This is a genomic window from Candidatus Palauibacter sp., assembly GCF_965213655.1.
In the GTDB taxonomy this organism is placed as follows: domain Bacteria; phylum Gemmatimonadota; class Gemmatimonadetes; order Palauibacterales; family Palauibacteraceae; genus Palauibacter.
Map to the genome: position 1 here is coordinate 299,877 of NZ_CBDBZT010000003.1, position 20,156 is coordinate 320,032.

General features: G+C 67.6%; 20 protein-coding genes. 19 read left to right on the top strand and 1 reads right to left on the bottom strand.

Features of this window, described 5'->3' with window-relative positions:
• The first annotated feature begins 8 nt into the window (after positions 1-8).
• The 11 genes from ACOOGH_RS03610 to ACOOGH_RS03660 all read left to right on the top strand — a co-directional run bounded on the left by ACOOGH_RS03610 (position 9) and on the right by ACOOGH_RS03660 (position 10,126).
• Positions 9-434 carry an ExbD/TolR family protein gene (locus tag ACOOGH_RS03610; RefSeq protein ID WP_420447612.1) on the top strand — a complete coding sequence of 142 codons (426 nt, stop codon included), beginning with the start codon at positions 9-11 and terminating at the stop codon, positions 432-434.
• Complete coding sequence (locus tag ACOOGH_RS03615; protein ID WP_420447613.1) at positions 431-1,153, top strand: TonB C-terminal domain-containing protein; 723 nt, start codon at positions 431-433, stop codon at positions 1,151-1,153. The genes ACOOGH_RS03610 and ACOOGH_RS03615 overlap by 4 nt, the downstream gene beginning before the upstream one ends.
• Positions 1,154-2,482, top strand: a complete 1,329-nt coding sequence (locus tag ACOOGH_RS03620) for a hypothetical protein (protein WP_420447614.1) — start codon at positions 1,154-1,156, stop codon at positions 2,480-2,482.
• Positions 2,483-2,727: 245 nt separating this feature from the next.
• On the top strand, positions 2,728-3,288 hold the full coding sequence (locus tag ACOOGH_RS03625; protein WP_420447615.1) for an OmpA family protein: 561 nt from the start codon (positions 2,728-2,730) through the stop codon (positions 3,286-3,288).
• On the top strand, positions 3,289-4,083 hold the full coding sequence (locus ACOOGH_RS03630; RefSeq protein ID WP_420447616.1) for a tetratricopeptide repeat protein: 795 nt from the start codon (positions 3,289-3,291) through the stop codon (positions 4,081-4,083).
• A 23-nt stretch (positions 4,084-4,106) separates the two neighbouring features.
• Positions 4,107-4,619: a transcriptional regulator NrdR gene (nrdR, locus tag ACOOGH_RS03635; protein ID WP_420447617.1), complete on the top strand. Its 513-nt coding sequence runs from the start codon at positions 4,107-4,109 to the stop codon at positions 4,617-4,619.
• Complete coding sequence (tatC, locus tag ACOOGH_RS03640; protein WP_420447618.1) at positions 4,616-5,413, top strand: twin-arginine translocase subunit TatC; 798 nt, start codon at positions 4,616-4,618, stop codon at positions 5,411-5,413. The genes nrdR and tatC overlap by 4 nt, the downstream gene beginning before the upstream one ends.
• Before the next feature lie 188 nt (positions 5,414-5,601).
• The gene (locus ACOOGH_RS03645; RefSeq protein WP_420447619.1) at positions 5,602-8,508 is read left to right on the top strand and encodes an LPS-assembly protein LptD; all 2,907 of its coding nucleotides are present in this window, start codon (positions 5,602-5,604) and stop codon (positions 8,506-8,508) included.
• Between the two features lie 64 nt (positions 8,509-8,572).
• Positions 8,573-9,559, top strand: a complete 987-nt coding sequence (locus ACOOGH_RS03650; protein WP_420447620.1) for a polyprenyl synthetase family protein — start codon at positions 8,573-8,575, stop codon at positions 9,557-9,559.
• Positions 9,560-9,601: 42 nt separating this feature from the next.
• Positions 9,602-9,844: a DUF4321 domain-containing protein gene (locus ACOOGH_RS03655; RefSeq protein WP_420447621.1), complete on the top strand. Its 243-nt coding sequence runs from the start codon at positions 9,602-9,604 to the stop codon at positions 9,842-9,844.
• A 39-nt stretch (positions 9,845-9,883) separates the two neighbouring features.
• On the top strand, positions 9,884-10,126 hold the full coding sequence (locus tag ACOOGH_RS03660) for a Sec-independent protein translocase subunit TatA/TatB (protein ID WP_420447622.1): 243 nt from the start codon (positions 9,884-9,886) through the stop codon (positions 10,124-10,126).
• A gap of 49 nt (positions 10,127-10,175) precedes the next feature.
• Here ACOOGH_RS03660 and ACOOGH_RS03665 read toward each other — a convergent pair whose 3' ends face one another.
• Positions 10,176-12,017 carry a peptidylprolyl isomerase gene (locus ACOOGH_RS03665; protein WP_420447623.1) on the bottom strand — a complete coding sequence of 614 codons (1,842 nt, stop codon included), beginning with the start codon at positions 12,015-12,017 and terminating at the stop codon, positions 10,176-10,178.
• Positions 12,018-12,279: 262 nt separating this feature from the next.
• Here ACOOGH_RS03665 and ACOOGH_RS03670 point away from each other — a divergent pair, with 262 nt between their 5' ends.
• From ACOOGH_RS03670 to ACOOGH_RS03705, 8 genes are read left to right on the top strand one after another with little or no spacing between them, the layout of a single operon-like run.
• Entirely contained in the window at positions 12,280-13,047 is a 768-nt protein-coding gene (locus ACOOGH_RS03670) for a tetratricopeptide repeat protein (protein ID WP_420447624.1), read from the top strand.
• Between the two features lie 16 nt (positions 13,048-13,063).
• Positions 13,064-13,519 (top strand): type II 3-dehydroquinate dehydratase, encoded by a 456-nt coding sequence (gene aroQ, locus ACOOGH_RS03675; RefSeq protein ID WP_420447625.1) that lies wholly within the window; start codon positions 13,064-13,066, stop codon positions 13,517-13,519.
• Positions 13,516-14,601, top strand: coding sequence for a M24 family metallopeptidase (locus ACOOGH_RS03680; protein ID WP_420447626.1), 1,086 nt, complete (start codon positions 13,516-13,518; stop codon positions 14,599-14,601). Before aroQ ends, ACOOGH_RS03680 begins: the two co-directional genes overlap by 4 nt.
• A 29-nt stretch (positions 14,602-14,630) precedes the next feature.
• Positions 14,631-15,194, top strand: a complete 564-nt coding sequence (gene efp, locus ACOOGH_RS03685; protein WP_420447627.1) for an elongation factor P — start codon at positions 14,631-14,633, stop codon at positions 15,192-15,194.
• A gap of 2 nt (positions 15,195-15,196) precedes the next feature.
• Positions 15,197-15,676, top strand: a complete 480-nt coding sequence (gene accB, locus ACOOGH_RS03690; protein ID WP_420447628.1) for an acetyl-CoA carboxylase biotin carboxyl carrier protein — start codon at positions 15,197-15,199, stop codon at positions 15,674-15,676.
• A 17-nt stretch (positions 15,677-15,693) separates the two neighbouring features.
• The gene (gene accC / locus ACOOGH_RS03695) at positions 15,694-17,037 is read left to right on the top strand and encodes an acetyl-CoA carboxylase biotin carboxylase subunit (protein ID WP_420447629.1); all 1,344 of its coding nucleotides are present in this window, start codon (positions 15,694-15,696) and stop codon (positions 17,035-17,037) included.
• Between the two features lie 13 nt (positions 17,038-17,050).
• Complete coding sequence (locus tag ACOOGH_RS03700; RefSeq protein ID WP_420447630.1) at positions 17,051-17,812, top strand: 2-phosphosulfolactate phosphatase; 762 nt, start codon at positions 17,051-17,053, stop codon at positions 17,810-17,812.
• A complete protein-coding gene (locus ACOOGH_RS03705) occupies positions 17,802-20,096 on the top strand; it encodes a DNA translocase FtsK (protein ID WP_420447631.1) in 2,295 nt (764 codons plus the stop codon). Before ACOOGH_RS03700 ends, ACOOGH_RS03705 begins: the two co-directional genes overlap by 11 nt.
• Positions 20,097-20,156 lie beyond the last annotated feature (60 nt).

Below are 20,156 nucleotides of genomic sequence, written 5' to 3' on the forward strand. Positions count from 1 at the left end.
AACGCGGGATGAAGAAACGTTTTACAGAGCAGGACGACGGCATCGGCGTCGTGGCGGAGATCAACGTCACCAGCCTCGTCGATGTCGCCTTCACCCTCCTCATCATCTTCATGATCACGGCGCCCATTCTGCAGGGCGGCATCGAGATCGATCTGCCGGAGGGCGCCTCCGCGCCTCTAAGCGCCTCCGATGCGCTGGTGGTCTCGATCGATGCGGACGGGCAGATCTACCTGGATGACGCGCCGGTGACGTGGGAAGAGTTCGATGCCTCGCTCTCGCTGGCGCTCGAACGCTTCGAGTCCGAGCAGGTGTTTCTGAAGGCGGATGGCGACCTCGCCCTGCGGCAGGCGACCCGGGTGATGGGCCGCATTTTCGACGCCGGAGGCCTACTGAACATCATCACCGATCCGGACCCCGGCCGTCGGCGTCCATGAACCGGTATGGAGCGGAGGAGACCGGCGGTGGCGGACGTTGGCGCGCATGGCGGCGCGGAGGGCCGCAGCGCCACGGGCGTCCGACCCAGCGGGCCGTCTACGGCTCACTTGGCGTGCACGGTGGTCTCATCGCTCTCGCGGTGCTCGGGGACGCGGTATTCCGCCCGGCCGAGATGCCCAGGACGATACGGGTGAACATGGTCGCGGCCGCTCCGGAGGATGCGCCGATCCGCCTCGATCCGTCTCCGCCCGAGGTCGCGGAGGAGGAGAACCGGCCGCCGCCCCCGGAACCGACGCCCGATCCGGTGCCTCAGGTGGAGACGCCGACGGTGGAGGCCGAGGTCGAGATCGAGCGCGAGGAGGAGCCGGAGCCGGCACGCACCGAGGAGGTGGGCGAGGAAGTCGTCAACATCCGGATCGCCGGCGATGCCTCGGCCTGGCCCGAATACAGCGAGAACATCATCCGGCAGATCCAGCGCCGCTGGCGGCCCCCCGTCGGCGCGCGCGACCTTCGGGCCGAGGTCTACTTCATCATCCACCGGGACGGGCGCGTGACGGGATTCGAGTGGGTGGCACGCTCCGGGAACCTGATCTTCGATACCGAGGCGATGGGAGCCGTGGAATCGGCGGGCCGTGACCGGGCTTTCGGTCCGCTCCCGGACGACTTTGGCGCCGATGCGCTCGCCGTCTCCTTCTTCTTCGACCCGAGCGTTCGCTGAATGGGCCCCTTTCCGATCTTTCGTTCCCCTCGCGCCGCGGCGGGTCTGCTCGTCATCGCCGCGGGCGCCGCGCAGACGCCCCTGGTGGGTCAGGAGAGCGGAGCGCTCCGTCTGGGTCTCACCTACGAGGCCGGCTACGTCCCCGGCCTGGTCTTCGCGCCCGTCTCCGCGAGCGCCGGGTTCGAGGAACTGGGCGCAGCCATCGGCGAGATCCTCCGCACCGACCTCGAGTATTCCGACCGCTTCGACATCCTCGCGGTGCCCGACACGACGCTGAACGATCCCCCGAACTATGCGCTCTGGAACGAGCTCGGAGCCGTCTGGTACGTTACCTCCGAGATCTCGGTCGCGCCCGGGACGCAGACCCCGCTTCTGAGAGTCAGCCTGCACGATGTCCTGTTCGAGAGACTTGAGAACGTCCAGGCCTTCAGCCTCCCGGCCATGGATGCGGCCGGGTTCCGCATGGCGGTCCACCGGGCCTCGGACCAGGTCGTGTCCTGGGCAACGGGAGGCCAGCGCGGGATCGCCGCCACCCGCATCGCCCTGCGCCGGAGAGACGGCGCCGGATCGTCCCACCTGCTGCTCATCGACAGCGACGGCCGGAATCCGCAACGGATCGAAACCGGAGGGCGCAACGTCTTTTCGCCCGCTTTTTCGCCGGACGCCTCGCGCATCGCCTTCACGACTCAGGAAGAGACCGGCTACTTCTCGCTCGTCGAAATGAACCTGATCACGGGGAGCCGCCGAACCGTAAGGTCGGGCAGACTCGTTCTGACGCCGAGCTGGACGCCGGACGGGCGGCTCGTGTACGCCGAAGGAAACGGCGGCACCACCCGTATCATGATCGAGGGTGGCAGAGCGCTGACCGAGGGAGGCGGACAGTCTCTGAACCCCAGCTTCTCTCCGGATGGCGTCCGGTTCGCGTACGAAGCCGATCCCACGGGCGAACCCCAGATCTACGTCCGCCGCGTTGCCGGCGGTCCCGCGCGGCGGATCAGCATCTACCACCCTCGTGAGCGGACGAACGCGGCCGGGGCGGACTGGTCGCCCAACGGGGACCGGCTCGTGTATTCAGCGCTGAGTAACCGTCGTTGGCAGATCTTCACGGTGAACCCCGATGGCACGGATCGGCGGATGCTTACCCGCCGGGGCGAAAGCGAGGATCCGAGTTGGGCGCCCGATGGCCGTCATCTGGTCTTCTCATCGGTCGATTCGCAGGGATCGACCGTCTGGATTCTCGACATCTTCACGGGACGTGCCCGGCCGCTGACTTCGGGACGACTCGACGGCCTTCCGGACTGGTCGCCGCCGATTCCACCCGGCTCGTGAAAACGGCGACCGGCGGGGCCTTCGGCGGGTTGCGACTTGACGGGGCTTCGATAGGTTACGAATCCGTGTTGAAACCGGGATCAGGGCGGCGCGGAGCCATGTCGGCGTCCGCCCGTCCCCGCTGAAATCTCGTCCCGCGACTGGTAAACAAGGAGACCTCGATGCGGCTGAGCCACCGATTCGCTCCCATTCTTCTCGTTGCACTTCTGGCGAGTGCCTGTAGCGGCAATCCGGAGCCGGAGCCGGTGCCCCCACCTCCGCCTCCGCCGGCGGCTCCGCCCCCGGACGACAGCGAGCGCCGAGAGGCGGCCGCAGCGCGGATCTGCGAGCGCGCTGCAGCGGCCATGGAGGCGGGCGACTACACGACCGCGCGCGAGCTGCTCGAGCAGGTCGTAAACGACTACCCCGGCACGACGTGCGCGGAGTCCGCGCCGGCGCAGATCGAGCGCGCGGTTGCGGGCGAAGCGATTGTGGCGCGGATTCACTTCGACTACAACGAGTCCGACATCACCGCCGCCGCCGCTGCGATCCTTCAGAGCAAGGCCGATGCGCTCCGGGGTCGCCCCGCCATCCGTCTCCGGATCGAGGGCCATTGTGACGAACGGGGCTCGCTCGAGTACAACCAGGCGCTGGGTCTGAGGAGGGCCCAGGCCGCGGTCGACTATCTCTCCAGCCTGGGGCTGGATGCCGGCCGCTTCGATGTCGTGACCTTCGGGGAGGAGGTGCCGCTGGCCCGGGGGAGCAACGAGTCGGCGTGGCGGCAGAATCGCCGCGGCGAGTTCGTCATCACGGACGGAGACATCTAGATGCAGAGAGCGGCGGTCGCCGTGCTGTTGGGCGTTGCGGCCGCCGCCTGCGCGTCCAGGGGCGATGTCGAGACGATGGGAGACGCCCTGCGGGACGAGATGGCGATACTCGCCGAAGGGCAGCGCCAGCTGGTCGAGGCGATTCGCGCGGAGCTGGAGACGATCGAGAGTTCGAGCGAGCGCCGGGAGACGACGGGTCGGGGCGAACTCGAACGGCTGGTGGGACAGTTGGAGCGCGCCATCCAGCAGCAGAACGACCACGCCGTGCAGAACAACCAGTTGCTCAACGACATCTACGAGATTCTCAGCCGGTCGGGCCCTCCCTCGCCGATGGGTCCCATCGGATCGTCCGACACGGGTCCGCCGGCCCTGGGGGCGGTGGACCCGGAGGACGGAACTGCGGTCACGTCCGGATCCGAAGAGGCGACCCAATTCTACGGACTGGCGCTCGAAATGTACCAGCGAGGCAACCTGGAGACCGCGCGCGACGCCTTCGAGAATTTCCTCGCCAGGTACGGCGGGCACGAACTGGCGCCCGATGCCCAGTACTGGGTGGCACGCACCTATGAGGACGCGGAGGATCCGGGGAATGCTCTCGAGGAGTACCGTCGACTGACGGAACTCTATCCGGATTCGGGCCGGGCTCCGGCGGCGCTCTTTCAGCGGGCGATGATCGAGGCGTCACGGGATAACACGGCGGTGGCGAGGCGGCTGTTCGCTCAGATCGAGAGCGGCTATCCGAACAGCCCCGAGGCGGAAGAGGCCCGTCGGGAACGAGAGAAGCTGGGCGGTTAGCCGTCCGGTGACCGCAGGCTACCATGCAGTGTCCCCGCTGTAACCACCCGGAGGCGCGGGTCGTCGACTCCCGCACGAGTCGCGGCGGCCGTGCCATTCGCCGCCGGCGCGAGTGTCTCTCCTGCGGAGAACGATTCACGACCTACGAGCAGGTCGAAGCAGAGCCTCTACTCGTCATGAAGAAGGACGGCGGGTCGGAGACCTACGACCGGGGGAAGCTCCTCGCCTCCATTCGCGTGGCCTGCGCCAAGCGTCCAGTATCGAACAGCAGCATCGAATCCCTCGTGGACGAGGTGGAGGCACAGCTGGCGGCGGAGGACCAGCGGGATATCGCCAGCCTGCGCCTGGGCGAACTCGTCATGGAGAGGCTCCGAGCCATGGACCAGGTCGCATACGTGCGCTTCGCCAGCGTATACCGGAACTTCCAGGACACGACGGAGTTCATGGAAGAGGTGCGGCAGCTGCTGCGACGCGCCGGGCACAGCGCGGCCGGGCAGGTCGACCTGTTCCTATCAGGAGGTGACCAGAGCCGATGAGGCCCCGGAGACAGATCACAGGTGCGACCGATCAGGCGGAGATGCCCTTCCTCGACCATCTCGATGAGCTGCGCTCCCGGCTGATCCGCGCGCTCCTCGCGCTTCTTGTCGGGCTCGTCATCGGGCTCGTGGCGGTCACGCAGTTCGACGTGCTCGGCATCATCGAGCGGCCCATCGTGGAACTCCTCCCGGGCGAGAACCTGAACTTTTCGAGTCCCACCACTCCCTTCGTCATGATCCTCAAGCTCGGCTTCATCGTGGGACTCCTCGCCGCCTTGCCCTACCTCGGTTGGCAGGCGTGGGCCTTCCTCTCCCCGGCCCTGTACGCGAACGAACGCAAGTTCGCCGTCCCGGCAATCGCCTCCGGGACCCTCCTGTTCGCCGCCGGCATCTCGATGGCGTACTTCCTGGTCCTGCCGCTGGGACTCAGGATCCTGCTGAACTTCTTCGACGGACAACTCAACCCCGTCATCATGATTGGCGAGTATCTGAACTTCGCCGTCAAGCTGATTCTGGCGTTCGGGCTCATCTTCGAACTTCCGGTCATTCTCGTGTTCCTGTCGCTGGTCGGGATCGTGACGCCTGAGGGGCTCGCGAAGTACCGGCGGCACGCAATCGTCGCCATGGCGGTCGTCTCGGCATTCCTCACGCCGGCCGACCCCTACACGATGCTCGCGATGATGCTGCCCATGATGCTGCTCTACGAGGTGTCCGTGATCATGACCCGCGTGCTCCGGCGCCGTCGGCAGGAGCGGGAGGCGGAGCGGACCTCCGGGGAAGGAAGTTCCGACTGAGACTTCGCGCGCTCCTGGGGCTGGCGGCCCTGCTCGGCGGCCTCGGCGCGGTCGAAACGGCGCGCGCCGCGCCCGCGGGCGCCCGACCCCTTCAGTTCACCGCTCGTGCGGATACCGACACGGTCGTGGTCGCGGGGCGGGACTCCCTGCCGCAAGACTCCACCGCCCGGGATACACTCGAGATTCCGGTGACGGACTCGACCGTTACCGGCGATCCGGTGGCGTCCGATGACTCCGTTGCGGTCGGCGATTCGATTCCGGCTGGCGACGCGGCACCGGCGGACACCCTCGATGCGGCACCGGCGGACACCCTCGATGCCGCGGTAGCGGACACCGTCGATGCGGGCCCGACCGACCCGCCCTTCCCGCAACAGGATGACATCTTCGGCCAACTCCTCGGGGAGCCGGGCTATCAGACCATCCGGTACCAGGGTCGCGGCGTCCAGCTGGATGTCGACCGGCAGCGGGTACAACTCAATCGAGAAGCACAGGTGACCTACGAGCAGTCCACGATCGATGCGGACACGATCACCTACGAGGCGGGCCTGCAGTTCGTCCGCGGGTGCGGAAACATCTCCCTGGAGGGGCAGGGGGAGAACGTCATCTCGGACGAGTGTTTGAACTACGATGTCTCGTCCACCAAGGGCACCGTCCTGGATGCGCGAACCTCGTTCGCCCAGCAGGGGGCTGACTGGTTCATCCTCGGCGACATGACGCTCCGGGGCTCCGGCACAGCCTTCGTCGAGACCGGGAACTTCACCTCGTGCGAAGCCGACGAGCCGCACTACTACTTCCGCGCCGGGCAGATCAAGGTCGTTTCGGACGACATCGTCGTGGCGTGGCCCGTGACCCTCTACATCCAGAACGTGCCGGTCGCCTGGCTCCCGTTCTTCGCGCAGGACATTCGCGAGGACCGAAGGAGTGGTTTCCTGCCCCCCCGCTTCGGCTTCAACGACGTTGTCGCGTCCTCCAGCAATGCCCGGCGGAGCATCACCGACTTCGGGTACTACTTCGCGCTCAACGACTTCATGGATGCGCAGGCGACGGCCGACTGGTTCAGCGGACGCTTCACCCGCCTCAACGGGGCCGTCCGCTACCGGTCGATCAAGAAGTTCTTCCGGGGCAACGTTCTCGCGAGCTACAGCTTCGGGAACGAGAAGACGCTGCAGTTCCAGATGCGGCACCGGCACGAACTGACTCCCGTCACGGATATCCGCGTCAACGCGAACTTCATCTCGAACACTACCGTCTTCGAGCGTCAGACCTTCGATCCGACAATACAGACGCAGCGGATCGCGTCGGATGTCGGTGTGCAGCACCGCTTCCCCTTCGCGTCCGTCAACCTGAGCGGGAGCCGGCGCCAGGATCTGGGAGCGCAGAGGGGGAAGACCGACCTCACGCTGCCCAAACTTCAGATGACCTTCTCGCCCCTGACCCTTTTCCGCGCCCCCCGCAACCGCAGCGGGCCGTTCAACAATATGGTCGTCAACGGTGCTTTTTCGGCTTCGCGCCTCGACCGGACTCAGGAAGAGAAAGACGGCAAGAGAACCGAAATTGCGTCCGCGAACAGCGCCCTTCGCATCGGCTCCTTCGGGGTCAGCGGAAGAACGAACTTCAACCGGGCCACCGTACTTCCGTTCCAGCCGATGCCAGGCGCCGACACGACGATGTCCGCAGCGTCCGGGAGCGTTTCGAAACTGGACTACGGAGCGCAGGCGGACTACCAGATCGACCTCGTCGGGAGCACGACGCTGCGCCCCACGTTGAGCGTGGACGCGAGCCGGTTTCAGTCGGACGACACGGGCGGAGAGTTCATCACGGCGCCGACGCGCCTGCGCTTCGGAGCCGCAGTGTCCACCGACCTCTACGGGTTTCTTCCCGGCGTCGGTCCGTTCGAGCGGATCCGGCACAAGGTCTCGCCCCGCTTTCACTACGACTATTCGCCTGCGGTGGAAGCCTCCGATTCGCTGCTTGCGATCCCGGGCTTCCCGGTGTCGAACTCGAAGCAGGAGAACCGGCTCCGCCTTACGCTGAACCAGACCTTCGAGGCCAAGCTGCGGGAGGAAGTCGAGCTTGACCCCGAAGCGACGGCACTGCTGGAGGGCCGCTCGCTCGAAGCCGATTCGACCGGCCAGGAGACGGACGCGGCCGCGCCCGAAGCGGACTCGCTCGCGGTGCTCGGCGATTCGGCGGGCGTACAGGCCCCGGAGGAGGGCGACGCCGCCGAAGGGGACCCGCTCGCCGCGGAGCGCGGACTGGCCGAGAGCGGGCAGCAGACGGCACCGGGTACCGAAGGGGACACGGGCGACCCTAATGCTCCGCGCCGCGCGCAGCCGCGCCGGAACGTCGTCCTCCTGGGGATCAACTCGAGTCCTCTCACCTTCGATTGGTCTCGCGAGGACGAATCACCGCTGACCACCGACCGCTGGTCGCACCGCGTCAACTCGGATCTGCTGCGGGGACTGTCTCTGAACATGTCTCTGGACCTGTTCGAAGGTACCGGTCAGGAGCGGATGTTCGCCCCCATCCTCTCGAGCCTTACGGGCAGTTTCACGTTCAGCTCGGCCAGCGGTCTCGGCGGCCTCCTCGGATTGGGCGGGGGCGGGGGTGGGGGGGGCGGCGCCGATCCCCGCAACCGCCTGCGCAATGCGGCCGACTCCCGATACCGGCTGCAGAGTTTCGACGAGAACCCGGACCCGGTGGACCCGGGCCTGCGGGCCGGCGGCCCGTGGACGCTTGCGCTGACCTACTCGCTGCAGCGCGGGCGGGAAGAGCAGAGTTCGCAGGACCGACAGTCGCTCAACGCGGTCTTGTCGCTGAACCCGACGCCGAACTGGCGCCTAGCCTGGCGGACGACGTACAACCTCACCCAGAAGGAATTCGGAGAACACCTGATCACGCTTGACCGCGCCCTCCACCGCTGGATGGCGACCTTCATGTTCGCCCGCTCACCGAACGGGAACTTCATCTTCCAGATGAGCGTCAGCCTGCGGGATGCCCCCGACCTCAAGTTCGACTACGACCAGCAGACGCAGGATGGACAGGGTGGTTTCGGCAGCGGTATCGGCGGCGGCATCGGCCCCGGGCGCTTTTGACATTCTCCTTCACCGCCCCGACATTCCCGGGCACTTCATGCGCGGTTCGCGCGCCGAGGAGAGTATGCTCCCGACCACCTCCATCGATCTGGAACACGTCCGCCTGCCCGTAGCGGCCCGCCTCGTCGCCGTCGAGCGTGAGTTGCTCGGGATGGTGCCATCGGGATTCGAGGCCCTCGACGAAGTCGGCGACTATCTGTTCGCGCGGTCCGGCAAGCTGCTTCGGCCGACCCTTCTCCTTCTTGCCAACGGTGTTGGGGGGCGCCCCTCCCCGGAGGCCGTGAAGCTGGGGGCCATCGTCGAACTGCTGCACGTCGCGACCCTCGTGCATGACGATGCGGTCGATCACTCCGCGAGGCGCAGAGGTCGGCCCACCGTCAATCACCGCTGGACACACCAGGTCGCGATCATCGCGGGAGACTACCTCTATTCGCGCGCGGTCATCGAGGTCGTAGCGCTCGGCAAGCTGGGGCAGGTAGCACTCCTCGCCCACACTGCGAACCGCATGACGATCGGCGAGATGCGGCAGCTCGTGCTCCACGACGGCCTCGACTTCACGCGCGAGGACTACGAGAGACTGTGCGAGCACAAGACGGCGTCTCTCATGTCCGCGGCTTGCGAACTCGGGACGCTTTCGGGGGCCCCCCAATACCGGGACGCCCTGCGCGCGTACGGCCATCATTTGGGTATGGCGTTCCAGATCGTCGACGATCTGCTCGACTACTCATCGTCGACTCGCGTCATGGGCAAGCCGCGCGGCCAGGACCTGCAGGAACACAAGGTGACGTTGCCCCTGATCGCCGCTCTGCCCAAGATGGAGTGGGAGGAACGACGCGCCGTGGAAGCGCTCTTTGCGGACCCGGAGCCCTCCGCTGATGCCGTCCAGGAGATCGTGGATCTCGTGGAAGGGCATGGAGGTGTGGAGGCGGCTCGGGAGGAAGCCCGGTCGCGGGCAAGCCGGGCCCGGGATCAGCTTCAGTGTCTACCGCCGGGTCGGTGCCTCGAGGCATTGAGCCTCGCAGTGGATTACGTAGTGGAGAGGGTACGGTAGCGTGTGAACTTCGGAAGCAGACGCAATCGTTCCCCGATACGCATGGTCCTCGTCATCGCGGGGGGATTTGTGCTCGGGGGGCTGCTCACCGAACTTATGGCGGTTACGTTGCCCCCGTCGGCAGCACGTCAGTTCTTCATTACAACGGTCGCGGCTTCACTGCAGCCGCTCGCGTTCGATCTCAAGGTGCTCGCAGTCACGCTGGGGCCGATCGTCCTGCGCCTGAACGTGTTGAGCGTCGTCGGGGTCGTGCTCGTCGCCTGGTTCACCCGGTCGCTTCTCTGACCGGGACACCGGAGATGAGCCACAACCAAGGAGTATGAGATGTTTGGTCTGAGCCCATGGGAGTTGTTGCTCGTTTTCCTCGCTATCCTTCTCCTCTTCGGCGCGAAGCGGCTTCCCGAGATCGGGAGTTCCCTGGGCCGGGGGATCCGTGAGTTCAAGGGTTCGATCAAGGAGGTCGAGGGCGACGTGAGGGCCGAGATCACCGGGGACACCGCGTCTCCGTCGGCTGCCTCCGCCTCCCAGGAGACCGCAAAGGCCCGCTCCTCGAACACGGAAGCCTAGCGGCGCCGCCGGCGGGACCGGGGGCAGGTCTCGTCTCAGGGGCGCCGGATCAGAAGCCCGGGATCATGGGCTGAGCCTCCTGCTGCAGGAGGAGCCTCGCGCGGTGGTCCTCGATGACCGTGTCTTCGCGAAGCGCGGTCAGCCACTTCTGCACGTACTGCTGGGACCGCTCGAATCCCAGTTGCCCCAGCACGGCGTCCCTGACCTCCTCGAATCCTTCACGCGTGGCCTCTTCGAGCTCCAGGACCTCCAGGACGACCACGGCATCCCCGGCGTCGAGGACGCCGCTGACCGCACCGACGGTGGTTCCGAATCCGAAGCCGACCGCTTCCGTGCCCTGACCGAGTCCCGGCACGAAGTCGCCCCGGCGAAATGAGTCTGTCTCCGCGGCCGACCAACCGAGTTCTTCCGCCGCCTGCTCGAGGGAACTCCCCGCCGCGACCGCGTCGAGCAGGCCGCCGACCAGCTCGGCGGCCTGTTCCTTCTTCTTCTCCACGAGCAGCTCCGCGCGGATTCCGATCTCGGCCTCCTCGAACGGAATCGTGCTCTCGTCCCGGCGCCCCAGGAGTTCGAACAGATGGAAGCCCGTCGGGTTCTCGAACGAGTCGGACAGGTCTCCGATCTCACTCTCCGGGCCCAGGGCCCACTCCCTCGCAACCCCCAGTTGGCCGGCGCCCGGAATGAAGTCCACGCCGTCCAGCAGTTGCACGTCGGTGCGGACCGTCACCCCCAGCGAGTCGGCGGCCGTCGTGAGATCCGTCCGCAGAGCGACATCCTCGAGGTCGTCGAGGAGCGTGAACACCGAATCCTCGGTGGCGCCGGAGATCTCGAACGGAACGTAGATCTGGCGCAGCGCCAGGGAGTCCGTGGTCCGATCGTCGACCTGCAGGACGTGCAGTCCGAACGGCGTCTCGACCGGATCCGTGACCTGCCCGAGCGGGGCAGCCGCGGCGGCCTCGGCGAGGCGCGGGTCGTAGGCGCTCGTCGGCCGCATGCCCATGAAACCACCCTCGGCGCCGGAGATGGAGTCCGCGGACTCCGCGGCCGCCACTTCGGCGAAGTCCTCGCCGTCTCGTACACGGTCCGCGAGGGTGGCAGCCCGTTCCCGGGCAGCCAGGGAATCGGCGGTGGAGGGCCGGAGCGAGATGCTGACCATGTTCACCCGGGCACTGGCCGGCCGCATGAGTTCGTCCACGCGCTCGTCATAGACCTGCCGGACCTCATCCTCGGCAACGCTGACCTGGGAGTCCGCCACCGTCAGGGCCGGGTCGACCCGCACGAAACGGACGCGGGCCCGCTCGTTGGTGTCCCGATAGAAGCGCCATGCCTCTTCCTCGGATACGTAGATCCCGCTCTGGACGAGCGTCTGGAGCTTCGCACGCGGCAGAATAGAGCGGTAGTAATTCTCGATCTGCAACAGCTGCATCTCGTCGGTCGCCGGGTCCGTGAAGAAACGGCGGTACTTGTCGATGTCGAACTGCCCGTCCGTCTGGAATCCGGGGTAGCTCAGCATTTCCTGCGGCGGCTGCGTGAAGAACGCCTGCCGGACCTCTGCGTCCGTCACGCTGACGCCGAGGCGGTCCAACTCTGCCTGGATCAGCGTTGCGCTGACCAGACTCTCCCAGGCCTGTTCGGTCACGACGCGGACGTCTTCGTCCGTCATGCCACGATCGACCGCACGGCTCACCGCGAGCTGGTTCTGGAGGAAGACATTCCACTCGTTGTAGCGGATGTCCTGTCCCCCGACCTGCCCCACGACGGGATTGACCTGCCCGCCGAGGTTCCCTCCCTGCATTGCGTTGATTCCGTCGAACACCAGCCAGCCCACGAAGGCCGCGGCCATGATGCCCATCACCAGGCTTGCGCTGCCGCGCATCTTCCGCATGAACATGAGACGCCGAACCCACCCTGTCGTCTTGAATCAGGTCGCCCGAACGCGGCCGCGCCGGGGCCGAAACGCGAGCGATCGTCCGCGACGCCGCCGGTTCCGTGATTGGCCGAAAACGTACGCCGGCCCCGCCTTCCGGGCAACGAAAGGCGGCGGCCCCGCGGCATTCCGGCGACGTTCGTTGACAACGAAAAAATGCCGTCGGTATGTTGCCGGGGACTGGGTCGGAAGGCCCGAACCTGCCGCTTTCCTCCTTGCGACGCCCGTGGCCACCGACGACCAGACCGCCGAAATCGACCAACTCCTGAGCCGAGCCGAATTGGAGCCGCGGACGCACACGTTCGCGCGTCTCGCCGATCTGCACCGTGAAGCGGGAGAGCCGGAGCGCGCCCTGGGCGTGATTCGGGATGGTCTGAAGGATCACCCGTACTATCTCGACGCGCGTCTGCTTCACGCCCGTGTACTGCTCGAACTCGGTAACGAGGAGGCGGCGCGGACCGAGTTCGAGCACATCCTGACCATCGACCCGGGGAACCCCCTCGCCTGTATGGCGCTCGGTGTCGAGCGGACGGAGACGGACGCGGGCCGTACCGGCCGGGGAGCTCTCGCGGACTGGCTGGGGCAACTCGAGGAAGCGTGGCAGAGCGACGAAGCCGACGCCCGGCCCGTGCCCGGGAGCGACGCGAGCGGCACCGCAGCCGTTCGCCAGAAAGCGATCGAGACCGCCACGCTGGCTGGGCTGTACGAGAGTCAGGGCCTCTTCGACCGCGCCATCGGCGTGTACGAGCACATGCTGTCGAGCGACCCGGACAATGCGGATCTCATCGCCGCGCTCACAGCGATGCGCCGCCGAGCGGCGGCGGCGGCGGACGGGCCGGGCACGAGCGGCGCCGCGGTCGCGGGGCAACGGCCGGGGGAGGGGAGTGCCGGTCGGCAAGAGGCGGCAGCTCCGGCGTCGGCACCCGCCCCGGAGTCGATCGGCGAGCAACTCCGCCGGATCCTCGACGGCGAAGCTCCCGCCGGTTCCGACTGAGCGGGTGCCCGAGGCGATGCGCATCGGCGTCCTGAACGGACCGAACCTCAACCTCCTCGGGCAGCGCGAACCCCGCCATTACGGAACGCGGACACTGGCCGAGATCGAGGCGCTCCTGCACGAGCGCGCGGGGGCCAGCGGTGTATCGCTCACGTTCTACCAGTCCAATGACGAAGGCGAGATCGTGGACTGGGTGCAGGCGACAACCGGAGCGGTGGATGCGTGGCTCGTGAATGCCGCGGCCCTGACCCACACGAGCGTAGCGCTCCGCGACGCCCTCGCCGGCTCCGGCCGTCCCTTCGTCGAGGTCCACCTCTCCAACGTGTTCGCCCGCGAGCCGTTCCGGCATACATCACTCCTGTCCGACCTCGCGATCGGCGTCATCACCGGATTCCGGGCTTCCAGCTACCTGTTCGGCCTCGAGGCGCTCATCCAGCATCTGCGCGGGGGCACCGAAGCGGGAGCGGAGTGACGCCGGCGGGAGCGCGCCGCCTTCGGCTTGCAGCGACGACGAGGGCCGCGGGGCACCGGTCCGTCCTCGTCACCGCCCGATCCAGCGTACGCTACCTGAGCGGGTTCACGGGTTCCGCTGGAGCCCTGTGGGTCCCCCTCGAGGGCCCGCCGCTGCTCGTTACGGACTCTCGCTACGAGGAGCAGGCGGGTTTCGAGGTGGCGGATCCGATCCGCATCCGGATCACCCGCGAGGGGTGGATTCGGGGCGTCGCCGCGGTGGCGGTCGACGGGGGCGGCCCCACCGCGTTCGAGGCCGAAGGACTCACGGTCGCCGACTACGAGTCCCTTCGCCGCGCGCTCCCCGACATGACGTTCATACCGCACCTCGATCTCGTCCGGACGTTGCGACAGGTGAAGACTCGCGACGAGGTGGACGCGATCGAACGGGCGGTCGCGGTGGCGGAGGCCGCGTTCGACCGGCTGCTGTCCACCATGGAGTGGTCCGCTGCCCCGAGCGAACGTGAGATCGCGGCCGCGCTCGAAATGGAGCTCCGCAGCGGCGGCTCGGACACGCTCCCGTTCGATCCCATCGTCGCGGCGGGAGAACACTCCGCTCTGCCCCATGCGACGCCCACGGACCGGCCTCTCGAGTCCGGCGATCTCCTCCTCATCGACTTCGGGGCCCGGATCGATGGGTACTGCAGCGACATCACGCGCACCTGCATACGCGGGACACCCGAAGCCTGGCAGGTGACCCTTCACGAGCAGGTCCTCGAAGCCCAGACGAGGGCGCGCGAAGCCATCCGGGGCGGCGTCGCGTGCCGCGACGTGGACGAAGCAGTGCGCGCCTCGTTCGCGCGCCACGAAATGGACGGCTTCTTCAGCCACAGCACGGGACACGGGATCGGACTCGACGTGCACGAGGGGCCCAGCCTCTCCTCCCGATCCGACGAGGTCCTGGAGCCGGGCAACGTGGTGACAGTGGAACCGGGCTTGTATCTTCCCGGGCGCGGCGGCGTGCGCATCGAAGACGATGTGCGAATCACGGAGGCCGGTGCCCGCACGCTGACCCGCCTTCCACGCGCCCTCGTCCGGCTCTAGCAGCAGATTCCACAAGGCAATCGGGGATCATGGCAGATACTTCGGATTTTCGTCGAGGGATGGTGATCGAACTCAAGGGCACCCTCTACTCGATCACCTATTTCCAGCACGTCAAGCCCGGGAAGGGCGGGGCTTTCGTGCGCACGAAGCTCAAGGACGTGATGGAGGGAGGGGTCATCGACAAGACCTTCCGGGCGGGCGAGAAGGTCAGGGAGGTGCGCCTGGAACGTCGGCCCGTGCAGTACTCCTACACGGACGGCCAACTGCACTACTTCATGAACATGGAAACCTTCGAGCAGATTCCGATGTCGGAAGATCAGATCGGAGAGGACCAGCTCCAGTATCTGGAGGAGAACATGGAGTGCCAGAGCCTCAACCGTGACGGCACCGTGCTCGCCATCGAACTGCCGCAGTTCGTGGAGATGGAGATCGTCGAGACGGACCCGGGAGTGAGGGGGGACACAGCTCAGGGCGGAACGAAGCCGGCCCGGCTGGCGGCTGGCGCCGTGATACAGGTACCGCTCTTCCTCGAGATCGGCGACGTCGTGCGCGTCGACAGAACCGAAAACAAGTACATCACGCGGGTGACCTGACCATGGATTTGGACTGGCTGAAGGGACTCATCGAGCTGGTCGAGGACTCCGGCGTGGATGGCCTCGACATCGAGCTCGTCGGCTCGGACACGGGAGACCCGACCCGGGTCAGGATACGCAAATCCCCGCGCATGGCGGCTGCGGCGGCCGTACCCGCGGCCGCTGTGGGCGGCGTCGAGCTCGCGCAGGCCCCGGTCGCGGCGCCCGCTCCCCCGCCGGCGGAGACGGCGCCCGCGTCAGGGCTGTTCGAGGTGCTCTCGCCCATGGTCGGCACCTTCTACCGCGCGCCGGCGGTCGGCGCCGACCCCTTCGTATCCGTCGGGGATCGCGTGGAGGCCGGCCAAACGCTCTGCATCCTCGAGGCGATGAAGCTCATGAACGAGCTTCAATCGGAGGTCGCGGGCGTCGTGCGGGAGGTCGCGGTCGAGAACGCCGAGCCCGTGGAGTACGGCGCGGTGCTCTTCCGCATCGAAGCCGACTAGCAGCCACGGCCGGGCGCATGTTCCGCAAGATCCTGATCGCCAACCGCGGCGAGATCGCGCTCCGCATCCTGCGCGCTTGCCGTGAACTCGATATCCGGACGGTCGCCGTATACTCGGAGGCCGACCACGACTCGCTCCATGTCCGCTTCTCCGACGAGGACATCTGCATCGGGCCACCGGTGGGGCGCGAGAGCTATCTGAACATCCCGCAAATCCTCGCGGCGGCGGAGATCACGGGCGCCGACGCCATACATCCCGGGTACGGATTCCTGGCGGAGAACGCGGAGTTCGCGGAGATCTGCGGACGGAGCGGTCTCGTGTTCATCGGGCCCACGCCCGAACAGATCCGCCGCATGGGGGACAAGGCCGAGGCGCGGAAGACGATGATCGAGGCGGGGGTTCCCGTGGTGCCGGGCTCGCCGGAGCCCGTCGACGATGAGGATGACGCGCTCGAGGAAGCCCGCGGCATCGGGTTCCCGGTCATGATCAAGGCGGCCGCCGGCGGAGGCGGGAAGGGCATGCGCGCCGCCTTCGAGGAAGCGGAGTTCCGCAACCACTTCGCCATGGCGCGGAACGAGGCCGAGGCCAACTTCGGCGACCCCACCGTGTACCTCGAGAAGCTGATCGAACGGCCGCGCCACGTGGAAGTCCAGATCGTGGGCGACCGTCACGGGCGCATCATGCACCTCGGCGAGCGCGACTGCTCGAGCCAGCGCCGGCACCAGAAGCTTGTCGAGGAAGCGCCCAGTCCGGCCGTGACGCCGGAACTCCGCGAAGCCATGGGACAGGCGGCGATCCTTGGCGCACAGGCCATCGGATACCAGAGCACCGGGACCGTGGAGTTCCTGCTCGCCCCGGATGGCCAGTTCTACTTCATGGAGATGAACACGCGGATCCAGGTCGAACATCCCGTCACCGAACTCGTGACCTCGGTCGATCTCATCAAGGAGCAGATCCGGATCGCGGCGGGCGAAAAGCTGGCGATCTCCGAACCGGTCGAGTTCCGGGGACACGCCATCGAGTGCCGGATCAACGCGGAGGACCCGGATCACGGGTTCCGTCCATCGCCCGGAACGATCACCGCCTTTCACGCGCCGGGCGGTCCCGGCGTACGCGTCGATACGCACATCTACGGCGGATACGTCGTACCCCCGTTCTACGACTCTCTGCTCGCAAAGCTGATCGTATGGGGCAGGACGCGTGAAGAGGCCCGGGTCCGAGCGTACCATGCCCTCGAGGAGTTCATCCTCGAGGGCGTCCATTCCACCGTACCCTTCCTTCGCAAGGTGCTCGCACATCCCGACTTCATCTCGGGGAAGATCGACACCGGGTTCGTCGAGCGGTTTCTGACGCGCTCGTGAACGGCGCTCGCCCGTGAGCGTGATCGATGTGCTGTGGCTTCCGGGAGAACTCAAGATCGCCCCTCCGTGTGGACGCGCGACGATCGTCATCGATGTGATCCGGGCCACGACGAGCATCACGACCGCGCTCGCGGCCGGAGCGGACCGGGTGATTCCGGTGCCGAGCGTCGAAGAGGCGCGCGAGGAAGCGGCGCGCGAGAGAGGGGCGCTCCTGTGCGGGGAACGCCGGGGCCTCCCGCCGCGTGGTTTCGATCTTGGGAACGCACCGAGCGAGTTCGAACCGGGGGTCGTGGCCGGCCGCGCCCTTGTGTTCACGACGACGAACGGGACGGCCGCGATCGAGGCGGCGCGCGGTGCCGGCGCCGGCTCCCTCCAGCTCGGTTGCTTCCGGAATGCCGGTGCCGTGGCCCGGCGGGTGTCGGCGGACGCGGCCGCGGACGGGCGCGGGGTCGCGATCGTGTGCGCCGGGAGGCAGGGCCGTGTGAGCATGGACGACGCGTGGTGCGCGGGCCATCTTGTAGGGCGGCTGGTCCAGACGGTCGCGGAGGCCGAACTGACCGATGGAGCACGGGCCGCGCAGGCTCTTTCCGCTCGGCTGGGACGGCCAACGGCGACCGGCCTCGCCCGCACCGCGGCCGGGCGGGCGCTGGGTGCGATCGGCCGGACCGCGGACCTGGCGGTTTGCGCGGGGCTGGATGATCTCGAGGTCGTGCCGGTCTGGAGAGACGGCGCCCTCGTTGGCAGTCGGGGCGGGGAGGACGCTGATGGTGGATGAACGGCAACGGCGCGAGGTGCTGGGCGTCGCGCTGATCGTGCTTGGCCTTTTGGTGGCGTTCGCGCTGCTCTCTCCCCTGTTCAGCGGTGGGTCCAACTGGATCGGTCCGGCCGGGGAACTGGTCCACGGCAACCTCCAGAAGGCCGTGGGGGCCCTCTCTCCCCTCCTTGCGGTCCCGGCGTTCATGTGGGGCCTGCATTTCTTCGGCTTGGGCGACCCGACCCGCGCCCTCCGCTGGTCGATCCTGTCGGTGGTTCTCCTCGCGGTGCTTCCGTCGCTGTACTGGATGATCGCGGGACTGGGACCCGAAGGCGTGGGCGATGTCGGCTGGCTGGGCGCGACCGCCGGGGCCGGCCTCGCGCAGGTGTTCGGGCGTCTCGGGGGTGTGCTCCTGGCCACAGGCGTCCTCGTGTTGACGCTGTTCGTCACCATGAGCTGGTCCCTGACCAGCGCCGTGACGGCGGGTGGGCGCTCGCTCGCTCGCGGATTTGCGGCTGCCGGCGGCGCAACCCTCGGACTCGGCCGCTCCCTCGCGGGCGGGGTGCGCGCCGCCCGTCCCTCCCGCACTCCGCGACCGCCCCTCAAACCGGATCCGCCGAGCGAAGCGAAGGCGAAGTCGTCCAGACGGGGCCCCGCCGCGAAGAAGCGAAAGCCGGCGAAACCGAAGAGTGCGCAGCCCGAGCCGGATGCGGAGCCCGAGGACGAGACGCCTCCCGTTCCGGAACTGGAGGAAGCCGGTGATCCCGGCTCCCCGGACGTCCCGCCGATCGACCTGTTCGATGAGCCGACAGGGCGGGGCAGCGGTCTCGGCGTGCGCGATCTCGACCGGCTCGGCGAGATCCTCATCGAGAAGCTCGCCACCTTCCGCGTGGCCGGGGAGATCGGAGGCTGGACCACGGGCCCCGTCGTGACGCAGTTCGAGGTCGTCCCGGCGCCCGGGGTGAAGGTTGGGCAGATCTCCGCCCGCGCGGACGACATCGCCCTCGCCCTCAAGGCGCCGTCCGTCCGCATCGTGGCGCCGATTCCCGGAAAGGGCGCCGTCGGCGTCGAGGTGCCCAACCCGGCGTCGGAGATGGTGCTCGTACGCGAGGTGCTCGAGAGCCCCGTGTATCGGCGGGGCCGCCAGGTGCTCCCGCTCGCGCTTGGCCGCGACCTCTCCGGAAAGCCGACGTGCGCGGACCTGACCCGGATGCCGCACCTCCTCATCGCGGGCCAGACCGGGTCCGGAAAATCGGTGTGCATCAACACGCTCATCACGAGCCTGGTGTGCCGGTACACCCCGGCCGAACTCCGCCTCCTGATGGTGGATCCGAAGATGGTGGAGTTGTCCGTCTACGGAGATCTCCCGCATCTCCGCCACCCCGTCATCACCGACAACGACGAAGCCGCGTCCGTCCTCAAGTGGGCCGTCTACGAGATGAAGCGCCGTTTCGGGCTGCTCTCCGCGAACGGGTGCCGCAACGTCGGCGAGTTCAACGGCCGGATAGACGGCGGGCGCGAGGTCTTCCTTCCCAAGCGCGGCGTCATGGACGACCCGGCGCTCTACGACGAGGGTCCGCTCCCTTACATCGTCCTCATCATCGACGAACTGGCGGACCTCATGATGACGGTCCAGTCCGAGGTCGAGACGCCGCTCGCGATGCTGGCGCAGAAGGCGCGGGCCGTCGGGATCCACCTCGTGCTCGCGACGCAGCGGCCCTCGGTCAACGTCCTCACCGGCCTCATCAAGGCGAACATCCCGAGCCGGATCGCCTTCCGCGTCGCGTCGAAGATCGACAGCCGCACGATCCTCGACCAGAACGGCGCCGAGAGCCTGCTCGGGAATGGCGACATGCTCTTCCTGCCGCCGGGTGAGTCCGATCCCGTCCGCATCCAGGGGGCCTACATCTCCTCGGAGGAGACGGAGCGTCTCCTCGACTGGTATCGGGAGCAGGCGCAGGCGCGGGCCGAGGCCGAGAAAGCCGAGGAAGAGGCCGCTGCCGAGCGTGACATCCTCGACCTGCTGAAGGAGTTGGAGGAGGAAGACGGGGGCTCGGCGGTGTCGGACGACGGCGCCGAGGATCGGGACAAGCTGTTCCGGCAGGCCGCCGAGATCGTGATCTCGCACGCAGCGGGTTCGACGAGCCTGCTTCAGCGTCGGCTCAAGATCGGATACGGACGGGCCGCGCGGATCATCGATCAGTTGCACGCGGCCGGGATCGTGGGACCCGCGGAGGGATCCAAGCCACGCGAGGTGCTCGCCACGCTCACGGATCTGGACGAGGGGGGCGTCGACGAGCCATGAGGCCCTTCCGCCCACAGCCGTCTCGTTCGCGGGGCATCGGACTTGTCGCGGCCGGCCTTC